5 protein-coding genes are annotated in these 1,930 nt (G+C 60.1%); all 5 read right to left on the reverse strand.

The window, feature by feature from the left end:
* On the reverse strand, positions 1-219 hold a 219-nt coding region (locus tag DEQ92_RS20790; RefSeq protein ID WP_147299526.1), incomplete at its 3' end, for a hypothetical protein.
* Positions 219-854: a hypothetical protein gene (locus DEQ92_RS20795; protein WP_115821707.1), complete on the reverse strand. Its 636-nt coding sequence runs from the start codon at positions 852-854 to the stop codon at positions 219-221. The genes DEQ92_RS20790 and DEQ92_RS20795, both read right to left, overlap by 1 nt.
* Positions 854-1,216 carry a hypothetical protein gene (locus DEQ92_RS20800; protein ID WP_115821708.1) on the reverse strand — a complete coding sequence of 121 codons (363 nt, stop codon included), beginning with the start codon at positions 1,214-1,216 and terminating at the stop codon, positions 854-856. Before DEQ92_RS20800 ends, DEQ92_RS20795 begins: the two co-directional genes overlap by 1 nt.
* A gap of 1 nt (position 1,217) precedes the next feature.
* Positions 1,218-1,661 (reverse strand): hypothetical protein, encoded by a 444-nt coding sequence (locus tag DEQ92_RS20805; protein ID WP_115821709.1) that lies wholly within the window; start codon positions 1,659-1,661, stop codon positions 1,218-1,220.
* A gap of 25 nt (positions 1,662-1,686) precedes the next feature.
* Positions 1,687-1,930: hypothetical protein (locus DEQ92_RS20810; protein WP_233516922.1), on the reverse strand; the 244-nt coding region annotated here is incomplete at its 5' end.

Raw genomic sequence — 1,930 nt, forward strand, 5'->3', positions numbered from 1 at the left:
CAGGTGTCGGCCCGCGCGAATCCAGTCCATCGGCGTCAGCGAAACCTCGACCGCCTCAAACTCAGCGGGGCCGTTGTCGCCCTCGACGAGCGTCTTTTCGACTTCCTCTTCGAGCGACGTCCGGTTGACTGCGTACCAGACGCCAGCGGCGCCGGCGAGAAGGCCGAGTAACAGCCCGCTGAGCAGGTAGAACAACCACTGCGGTAGTATCGCCAACATCAGTTACCGCCTCCGAACGAAAAACGTCCGCCGCTGCCATCGGACGAGATCTCGTTGACGAGGCTCTTCTTGACGCGCTGGAAGTAGTTGTCCTGCGTCCGGCCTTCACGGCCTTTCGAGGCTTCGTGATAGGCCGCCATCAGCCGCCAGAACACGGGTTTGATTCCATCAACGCCGATGTACTCGGCCATCGCAGCCGCTTGCTTTTCGGAGATGGGCTCGCCGGGTTGCGACAGCGACTCCCAGATCTCTTTGCCGCGCTTGCGAATCGCTTGGGTGCGCCCCATCTCTTCGAGCATCTCGTCGTCGACGGGATCCCAGTGTTGGACGTTATCTGTCGTCTCGTTGTAGTGCGTGTACCCGTTATCCGCCAGGCGGACCTTCGTCTCGTACACGGCCCGCTTGAAGAGCAACTCGTCGAACGCTGTGTCGACGATCATTCCTTTGCGGAACGACCGCATCTGCATCGAGATGTCGTCAGAATCGTAGACGCCAGAGCCGAGGCCAACCTCGCGGAGCACCTGTTCGTAGGTGGTTGGCGTGATGATCTCGTGTGCGACGTCGAGTTCGTCTCGCGGCCCGTCTTGGGGAGGTCCTGTTGCTTGTCCGTTGGTTCGTTGTTTCTGCGTGTTCATTATGCAAACACTCCGTCATCGAAAAGTGACTGCGAGATCAGCACCCCGCCGAGTAGCATCAGCAGGCCGCCGATCCCGAGCGATCCGATCACCGTCGCGCCCAGTGCCGCGCCGACGTCAGTCGTTCTGACAGTCGCGTCGGCCGTGCTGTTCGCGACGACGGTCTCGTTGTTGACAATCTGGTATGCAAACTCGCGTTCGACGCCACTGCGGACCTGCAGTCCAGTCAGTGCGATCGCGCTACCCGCGACCAGCACCATCGCGCCGCCGATCACGCCGAGACCAGTATATGAAAAAAACTCGCCTAAGGTCCAGGTAGCCAGGCCGATCGCGACGAGGAGTGCTGTCGTTTCGAGCAGCACGTCACATCAGCTCCTCGACGCGCGATGCGACCGTGACGAGCACCATCAGTGCGATTCCGAGTGGGAGATATCCGGCCACAAGGCTCGTGATGCCGCTGGTCGCCTGGTAGTCGTACGTCACTTTCACGTCTTCGCCGTCGTCGATAAGGGTCGAATTCTGGATGTCGAATTCGATATCACCTGGGTCTTCGTACAGCGTGTACTCAGTCGTCGTTTCGTAGGATCCAGAGGTATCGTTGTAACCGTACACAACGACTGACGCGGCATCGATGTTGTAGCCGCGAAGTGATTCAACATCACCAGTGGATGCCGTCACCGTTTCGTTCGTCTGGCTCACGGTGCCGGTAGAAGAGTTGACGACCGGTGCAGCGACGCTGAGGCCGATGACACCGACCGCTGCGGCCAGCGCGAGCCCGACGACGAGTGTGGCTTTTTTGGACGGCATTGGTAGTTAGACTCCGAATCTCGGATTACTGACCCATAATGGGGCCGACCGTCGCGACGAAGATCAGGACGCCGAGCATCACCGGGATAAAACCGACAATCGTTGCCGTCAGACCCGTGATATTGGCGTCTGCGAGGACGTCGTTGACGACCGGGATAGCCACCCCAACACCGACGATCACTGCGACCGCGATGCCGAGGACGGTCGAAACGAGATTCCCGCCAGCCATCTGTGCGCGATCTGCCTGCGCGAAGTCACTGCCTTCCGCC

Origin of the sequence: Haloferax sp. Atlit-6N (genome assembly GCF_003383195.1) — an archaeon.
Lineage (GTDB): Archaea > Halobacteriota > Halobacteria > Halobacteriales > Haloferacaceae > Haloferax > Haloferax gibbonsii.